The following is an 8,009-nucleotide window of genomic DNA, read 5'->3' as shown; positions in this document are numbered from 1 at the left end:
CACAATTTATTTCCGTGTAAAAACAGACAGAAAGGGCCATAAATACAAAGGATCCCTCAAAAAGAACAAGTAACGGCGTGAAAGGGCGCACGGGAAGAGCGAGTCCGAAAATACCAAAAGTTCATAATAAACAGAAAGAGGGACTCCCGCGGGAGTCCCTCTTTCTGTTTATTGAAGCAGTATAAAATTAGAAGTGCCTGTTATTTTGCCAGCGTAGCCTTAATAAACCAAAGCTGCTTTGCATAATAAGCAAGATGGTCTTCCATCATATTCGCTAAAAGGAAATTGTCTTCTTCATCGGCACTTTTGCGGATAGCGACAGCTGCATCCCGCATAATTTCCATATCTTTACGCACCTCTTCCAACGCTTCGGCAATAGGATACTCTTTAGCCGGCACTTCCTTTATCGCTGTTATTTTAAGATAATCCGCGACAGATACGGTCGGCATCTGTCCCTGCATTTTAACCAGTTCCGCCACGGCATCGTAATAATCAAAATAGGTGTTATAAATACTTTCCAAGTATTCATGAATATTTTTAAAACCGGCACCGACAATATTGAAGTGAAAGTTATGTGTTTTTATATTCAACATAGCTAAATTAGCAATATACTGATTTACACTGTCTAAGTTTTTCATTGCAAACTCCCCCTTATCCGTTATAAAGAATATATTCACTTTTCATATCTATTTTAAATTTATTAATTTTCATTTTCAACTAACAAATAGGTTAGTAAAATGGTATACTATAAAAAAGTAATCGTCTATATGGAAGGGAGGCGCCGATTATGACCGAATTCGGTAAGGATTTTATATACATTCATGACATTCTTCGCTTAAAATGGGTGCCGGAAATCCTTTCGGCAATTCATAACGGGGCCTCTACCTTTTCTAAAATTTTGATAGATATTCCTTTTATAAGCCAAACGGAATTAAATCGTAAAATAAAATTCCTAGTCGAACGGAAATTGATTACACGCGGTCCGTCCGGCGTTTACAGCTTAAATCCGTTCGGCAAGGAGGTTCTTTATATTCTGCTTTATATACAGCGCCTTAATGCAAAATACGGTGTAACTGTAAAACCGTAAGGATTTAAACCGGAGGCCTTGTCCGTCACTTGATACTCAGTACCGGACAAGGCCTTTTACTGTCTTTAATCAGCACTGACGATCGTCCCCCTGGAAATTTCAAAGAGATGAATCGTATCCGTTTCCCCGGCCTGTTCCTGCTGCACGGCAGCGGCCAGACGACGTGTTCCTTCAGAACAAGTGAAAAGAAATACTTGTTCTTCTTTACCGAGATCGGCAAGGAAGCGAATGGCTTCTTTCTGCCGTTCTTCATCGAACCGAACCAGAATATCGTCAAGAATAAGCGGCATTGACTCGATTTGATGAGAAAAAGCGACAGCCAGGCTGATGCGGATGGCCAGATATATTTGATCACCCAAACCGCTGCTCCACTCTTTTTCAGGAATGCGCCGCTGCATGCCGTCAACGGCGAAAAGCTGACGGCCGTCAAACGTTGACTGCAAAGAATAACGTCCTCCCGTCATAAAACGGAGGTATTCGCCGGCTTTGCGGATAACCACCGGCTGGCGCACCTTTTCATAGTAAGCTTGGGCTTCACGGAGCATATGATGCGCGTAAAGATCAGTCAGCCAATCGTCGACATACCGGTCCATGCCCGCACGGGGCGGCATGTTTTTCCTGTAAGAGCCGCGAATAGGTATCGCTCTTGGCCATAGTACTGAGCCGTTCGACGACGGTCCCTCTCTTTTCCGCAATAGCGGCAAGTTTCTTTTCACATTCATCAATCCGTTGTTCATAACGGGCCTGCTCATCCTGCCACATGCTGAGGTCATGAATCTTCAATTCACGCTGCAAATCACTATAATTTTTAGAAGATTTGGCTATAAGGCGGATATGCGCCTCCGATTGATCGTATACTTCCTTGTATTGATTAAACTGTTTATACTGTAAAACTTTTGTACGAAATTCACCTACAGTATGACAATTCGCCGCCGCAAGCAATTCTTTTTGCAGGTTCACCCGAATCCGCTTTTCCCTTTCCAGCGCGGCAATGCGTTCTTGCCCTTCTTTACGCTGCCGGTCCTGTTCTTTGGCAACTTCCGCCTGCAAACGAATTTGATGCCACTCCTTATAAATGTCTTCCATCGCTTCAGGCGTGACCGACTGCTTTACAGAAAGCTCGTGAAAAAGCTGTTCTCCCCTGTCGGCAATACGGTTTATCCGTTGTTCCAATACGGCTCGTTCCGTTTCCCATGTACGCTCCTCGTCCTTCAGCCTGCACCATCTTTCCCAAAGAGTTTTTGCTTCGGCAAGGCGGCTTGCCTGCAGTCGAATAAATCCGGATTCGTGCTGCCATTTTTGCCAGTCATCGCGGATTTTACCGATACGGTCCGCCCATGCGGCGCCTTCTTTACTCCATTTGTCATACATGGAACGGTACATATCCTGCTGCCCCCGTTCCCACGATTCCCGCGTCGAACGAGTCTGCCAGTCAAGATATTCTTTGCGCAGCCTGTCAAGGCCGGCACGCCACGTCACATCATCGTCGGTCCCGCTTAAAGAAAGGCCGTATTCTTCGGAATTGGAGGATAATTTACCGTTGAGAGTACAAAGTTCACTTTTGAGTTCCGTCATCCGTTCGGGTCTGCGCGTCACCGTCCGTTGTCGTTTATAGGCCAGTGCGGCAGCAGTTGCGAAGGCAAGTGCTCCCAACCCGTACAGAAAAGATATCGCGTATGCAAAAGCTCCGTAAAAACATGCCGCCCCGATAAGAAAAGCAAAGGATATCCCGGCAGTTAAGCCGTTAACGGACGGCATCGGTTCGGACGCAATCCAATTGAGAAGTTCCGTTACCTTCTTCCGCTCCGCCAGCGTTTCCTGTATGGCCGCCACACCTTTCCCCAAATCCTGCCATTCCGTTTTCGTCCGTACCGGTTCATCGGCAGTATGCGTTGTCATGCCGTCCGGAAGCTTGGGTCTGGCGGCCTGCCATTTTTCTTTGCCCCGATTTTGCTGTTCCAAATTCATGGCAATGGTCAGCCCTTTTTCCCATTTGACCTGTTCGGGAATCCGGCCGTCTGTCCATTCATGCAGCGCCTGCACGGCCTTATTGCATTCAAATCGACATTTTGTATGAAGATCTTCATTCTCAATGAGCTTTGCCCTATCCTGACGCCATTGAGGAACATCCGCATAAAGACTTTCAATCTGTGCCGATGCAGCTAACCACCGTTTCCAATCCTCACGAAAAGCACGTTTATTATGATTGTGTTTCTTTATGTCTTTAATCTGTTCATCATACCCTGCAATTTTATCCTCCAATTCCGCAAAGCGCTGCGCCCCTTCCGCCGGAAACTGCGCCACATCGGCAAGTTCCTGCATACGGGTCCACGCTTCACGTCCGCGGCGGTATACATCCCATGCGGCAATAGGCATAGCCACACGCTCAAGCTGTAACTTTAATTCGTCTATTTCAAGACGTACTTTTCGTTCTTCTTCATATGTCCTGCTTTCTTCTTTCTGTACGGGATGCAAACTCTTCTTCATCATAAGCCAGGCGCTTGATCTGCTGATCAAAGTCGCGCTGCTCCGCCAACAGTACATTAATCGGTTTCTTCCCCTGCGGCGAAGCGACGAGAAGCTCACTCATCCGCCGCTGCAAATCGCGGCTCGTCACTCCCATGCGCACACCGTTTTCAATACTGAAAAAATGGCTGCGTACAGCTTCATTCGAAAGGATTTTAAACCCCTGCAAATCCTCCAGGCCCATAGCAAATATTTTATCGTATGTCGTCCGCTCCAGATCATGCCACCAAAGCGCCGCCGGTTCTTCATGAATGACCATATCGCCGTCCGTAATATACGATTCCTTTTCATTTCTGTAGATCCTGTATTCCCTGCCGTTTTAGCGGCGTATATCCATATGCCCGAAATAGCCTTTCCACTCACCGCGGAGATACCCGAAAAACATGGAACGCACGTATTTCATGAGTGTCGTCTTGCCGCTTTCATTACGACCGTGCATGACAATAAGTCCCCGTTCGGGAGGATTCCACATGACGTTATGATAGATGCCGAAATCATCTAAATTCATTTGTATAATCTTCATGATCCCTGTCCTCTGTTATCTTCCAGAAGCTGTTGCATGCCCAGCCATTTTGCCCGTTCAAACGCCGCTAAAAGCCGTTCATCCGAGACAGCGCGGCCATAAGCGCCGAGCCGTTCAAATTCGGGCCGCTCCGTGAGTATCCGGCGTAAAAGCTCTAATTTTTCAACCTGCCCCTGCGATTCAATCTGATCGGATATATTTAAATAATCGCCGACCGTATCCGGCAACTTGCTCCGTTCGGCCAAATTGATTTTCGGCCGGGCGCCGTTACGAATGCCGACGACCATGACAAAGGCATATTTTCCTTCTTCATCTTCTTGCCAGCTGTTAATCCAATATTGTACGGATTCGGGATTATTGATGACTCTGTACATACTGCCGGCACCGGTAAAATTCACGGTCAGAAAAACGGGCTTACCCGCTTCACGACGAATTTTTTCTTTCTCTATGCGTACCGATTCACGCAATGCCGAAACGGAATCAATCGCGTCGACGGATATATCCGCCGTTTCCCAACGGGCCACACTCGTATCGATAAAGCGCATTTCGACAGAGCCGTACGGTCCGACTTCTACATAATAACAACCGCGCGGTCCCGTTTCCGTACTGTCAAGCCCCTGTGTATTGCCGGGATAGACAATATACGGCGATTCCGCAAGGATCCGCCGCGTATGAACGTGCCCCAAGGCCCAATAATCCATACCGCTTTCCTTCAGATCATTCAGCGTACACGGTGCATAGGCGGAATCGTTCCCGCCGACCTGAGTGTGCAAAAGTCCGATAGCATACCGGTCTTCCTCGCGACGTCGGAAATTCCATGCCGCGTTTTCACGAAATTCACGATGTTCATAACTTTGCCCGTACAAAGCCGCCGCTTCCTCACCGTCTACAATAAGCGGCAGCCGTTCCGCCTTATCCGTCGCAAAAACATGAACATTCGCCGGGAACGGGATCTCAGCACGCCACGATGTCATCGGATCGTGATTGCCCAGAGCAATATATACGGGAATTTCATGAAATGCCAACTTATGAAGAAGGCGCACAAAATCAAGCTGCGCCGTCAAGTTGTGCGTAGCGCTGTCATAAATATCACCGGCAATAAGCAGGGCATGTACCCGTTTATCAATAGCCAGCTGCACAACTTTTTGAAACGCTTTGAGCGGCGCATTACCGACAATGCGCCCCCACCTTTCTTCCAGCGGCGCCAGCCCCTGAAACGGACTGCCCAAATGCAAATCCGCACAATGAATAAAGCGTAGCGTTTTAGCCATTATTACGCACTCCTCCCGCCGTCCAAGCCCGATGTAAGGCCGCTACGGCTTCTTCCAACATGTCCGTCCGGATTCTCGCAAAGGATAAGAGAAAACGGCGCACACCGTTATCGATGTGCTTTTCATAAAAGCTTTCCATCGGCAGCACCAGACAGCCTTCTCTCTTGGCGGCTTCCGTCAGCTCGGTCTCGCTTAAAGGCGATGCGAAAGCAATTTGACAATGAACGCCCGAAACAACACGGCTCACTTCAACGGCAGTGCCGAAATACGCCTGCAAAAGATATTCCGTCTTCCTTCCTTTTTCCTGATAGAGGCGTCGCAGCCGCCTGATTTGTTTACGCATTTCGCCGCTGCGGATATATTCTGCCAAAACGCATTGTTCCGGAACAGACGCGCTCTGTCGGAAAAGGGAACGCTCGCGCCGATACATATCCATAAGGGGATCGGGCAGAACCAGATAACTGATACGGACAAAAAAAGGCAAGACCTTGGACAGCGCACCCAAATAGATCACGCGATCCGACCTGTCCAGTCCCTGCAGTGCCGGAATCGGCCGGCCTTCATAGCGAAGTTCGCTGTCATAATCATCTTCAATAATAAGGCCGTCTTCCTGTACGGCCCAATCAAGAAGTTTATATCGCTGTCCGACGGGCATAACCTTACCGGTAGGAAACTGATGAGACGGCGTTACATAAACCAACCCCGTATCCGCCTGTGCCAATGCGTCCACATCGAGTCCGTCATCCCGTAACGGAAGCGGAACAATTTCATAGCCGCCGGAACGGAAAACCTCACGGCCCAGGCGGAACCCCGGTTCTTCGACGGCAATACGGCTGTGCTTATTGCGCAGGATATATCCGAGAATGCGCAGCAACGGGGTCACACCGTTGCCGATAATAATATTATCGGCCGCCGCGTGAACGCCCCGCGTTTCATACATGTACCCGCTCAACGCCTCGCGCAGAGCCGGAGCTCCCTGTTCATCCTGCCCGGCCAAGAGAATTGCCGGGTCGGAAAGAACGCGATGCATATAACGCCGCCATAAGATAAGAGGGAACCCTTCCAAATCGACATCTCCGCTGGCAAAATCATATTTCCACGGCGGTTGCCCCGATTCAGCTTTTATGTATTGTCCGACCGCCCGTTCCCGTTTATTTACGCTAAGCGCGGCAGCCTCGAAGCGCGCTTTGCGATGGCCGACAATATACCCCTCATTAGCTAATTGAAAATAAGCTTTTTCCACCGTCAGCTTGCTTATGCCGGTATATCGCGCCAACGAGCGCATGGACGGCAGCTTCGTGCCCGCACGCATACGACCGCTTTCAATCTCATGCTTAAAGTAATCATATATTTGTATATAATACGGTTTCGGCGACAATTTATCAATTTGCAGCATAGGCGAACTTCCTTTATACAATTATACGTATATTGTACCGAAAAAGGTTCTCTGTGAAAAGGGTATCACGCTGTAAGAATCAATAGCCGCAGATATTGTAAACCTTATTTTGTGAATATAATTGTTGACCTTATTTTTTCTTTATTCTATACTGATGTCACGAATAAAAATTTTACAGGAGACTTTCTATGGATATTTCACAATTGACAGCATACACGAACCGGGTTATAAACGGCGGTGAAATTACGCGCGACGAAGCGGAAGAGCTGCTTACTTTCAACGATGAAGATACGCCTTTATTATTGGCTATGGCCGATAAAATCCGCCGTTTTTTCCGCGGCAATGATGTCGACTGCTGTGCCATCGTCGGCGGTCGTTCAGGCCGATGTCCCGAAGATTGCCGCTTCTGCGCCCAATCCTGTCATTACAATACAGGCATAAAAGCATATCCCCTCATAGACACGGATAAAATGATTGAAGCCGCAAAAAAAGCGAAAGCCGCAGGAGCTACTCGCTTTTCCATCGTTACAGGCGGCCGGGCCGTTGAGGAAGGTACCGATTTCAATACGATCTTGCAGGCCGTCCCCGTTATCCGTAATACTATAGGCATTGAAGTTTGCTGTTCCCTGGGTTTTATTTCCGAAAACCAGCTGCTCGCCTTAAAAAAAGCCGGCATCACGCGGTATCACAGTAATATCGAAACGGCGCCGTCTTATTTCAAGAATATTTGCAGCACTCATACCTTTGCCGACAAAGAAGCTATGGTCAAAACGGTCCAAAAAGCAGGTTTGCGCCCCTGTTGCGGCGGCATTTTCGGCCTTGGCGAATCGCTTGAGCAGCGACTGGAAATGGCCTTCGTCCTCAAAAACATGGGCATTGATTCTATTCCCATCAATATTCTCAACCCCGTCAAAGGTACACCTCTCGAAAAAGCCGTCCCTCCTTCACCTTGGGAAATTCTGCGCATTTTCGCAGTCTTCCGCTTCATATTACCGCATGCGCAAATTCGCACTGCCGGCGGCAGGGAAGTCAATCTCCGTTCCATGCAGGCATATGCTCTCACAGCCGGTGCGGACGGGCTTATGATCGGCGGGTATTTAACAACAGCCGGTAATAAAACACATGTCGACACCCAAATGCTCACCGATCTCGGCAGAAAGCCGGCTATGCCTCGTTTTCCAAGGCCATAGCGGCGGCGACCGCCGC

Annotated in this window: 9 protein-coding genes; 2 read left to right on the top strand and 7 right to left on the bottom strand. The window is 48.5% G+C overall.

Annotated features, from left to right (window positions below; all coding sequences use genetic code 11):
• Positions 1-200: 200 nt before the first annotated feature.
• Positions 201-638: a Dps family protein gene (locus HMPREF0080_RS08050; RefSeq protein ID WP_040347574.1), complete on the bottom strand. Its 438-nt coding sequence runs from the start codon at positions 636-638 to the stop codon at positions 201-203.
• A 149-nt stretch (positions 639-787) separates the two neighbouring features.
• Here HMPREF0080_RS08050 and HMPREF0080_RS08045 point away from each other — a divergent pair, with 149 nt between their 5' ends.
• Positions 788-1,087, top strand: a complete 300-nt coding sequence (locus HMPREF0080_RS08045; RefSeq protein ID WP_006790954.1) for a winged helix-turn-helix transcriptional regulator — start codon at positions 788-790, stop codon at positions 1,085-1,087.
• A gap of 65 nt (positions 1,088-1,152) precedes the next feature.
• On the opposite strand, the gene HMPREF0080_RS11085 is transcribed toward HMPREF0080_RS08045, so the two are convergent.
• The 6 genes from HMPREF0080_RS11085 to pdxR are packed head-to-tail and all read right to left on the bottom strand — an operon-like array spanning position 1,153 to position 6,803.
• A complete protein-coding gene (locus tag HMPREF0080_RS11085; RefSeq protein ID WP_006790953.1) occupies positions 1,153-1,680 on the bottom strand; it encodes an ATP-binding protein in 528 nt (175 codons plus the stop codon).
• Positions 1,649-3,577, bottom strand: coding sequence for an ATP-binding protein (locus HMPREF0080_RS11080; RefSeq protein WP_245527267.1), 1,929 nt, complete (start codon positions 3,575-3,577; stop codon positions 1,649-1,651). The genes HMPREF0080_RS11085 and HMPREF0080_RS11080 overlap by 32 nt, the downstream gene beginning before the upstream one ends.
• Positions 3,525-3,872 (bottom strand): hypothetical protein, encoded by a 348-nt coding sequence (locus HMPREF0080_RS11075; protein WP_006790951.1) that lies wholly within the window; start codon positions 3,870-3,872, stop codon positions 3,525-3,527. Before HMPREF0080_RS11075 ends, HMPREF0080_RS11080 begins: the two co-directional genes overlap by 53 nt.
• Positions 3,873-3,932: 60 nt before the next feature.
• Positions 3,933-4,136, bottom strand: coding sequence for an ATP-binding protein (locus HMPREF0080_RS11070; RefSeq protein WP_006790950.1), 204 nt, complete (start codon positions 4,134-4,136; stop codon positions 3,933-3,935).
• The gene (locus HMPREF0080_RS08035; RefSeq protein ID WP_006790949.1) at positions 4,133-5,407 is read right to left on the bottom strand and encodes a metallophosphoesterase family protein; all 1,275 of its coding nucleotides are present in this window, start codon (positions 5,405-5,407) and stop codon (positions 4,133-4,135) included. The genes HMPREF0080_RS11070 and HMPREF0080_RS08035 overlap by 4 nt, the downstream gene beginning before the upstream one ends.
• Positions 5,400-6,803, bottom strand: a complete 1,404-nt coding sequence (gene pdxR / locus HMPREF0080_RS08030; RefSeq protein WP_006790948.1) for a MocR-like pyridoxine biosynthesis transcription factor PdxR — start codon at positions 6,801-6,803, stop codon at positions 5,400-5,402. Before pdxR ends, HMPREF0080_RS08035 begins: the two co-directional genes overlap by 8 nt.
• 188 nt (positions 6,804-6,991) lie before the next feature.
• Between pdxR and bioB the strand changes: the two genes are divergently transcribed.
• Positions 6,992-7,993: a biotin synthase BioB gene (gene bioB / locus HMPREF0080_RS08025; protein ID WP_006790947.1), complete on the top strand. Its 1,002-nt coding sequence runs from the start codon at positions 6,992-6,994 to the stop codon at positions 7,991-7,993.
• The last annotated feature ends 16 nt before the right edge of the window (positions 7,994-8,009 follow it).

The organism is Megasphaera geminata F0357, assembly GCF_000239275.1.
GTDB lineage: Bacteria > Bacillota > Negativicutes > Veillonellales > Megasphaeraceae > Megasphaera > Megasphaera geminata.
The sequence above is the reverse complement of the archived record's forward strand: the minus strand, read 5'-3'. Positions and strand labels throughout refer to the sequence as shown.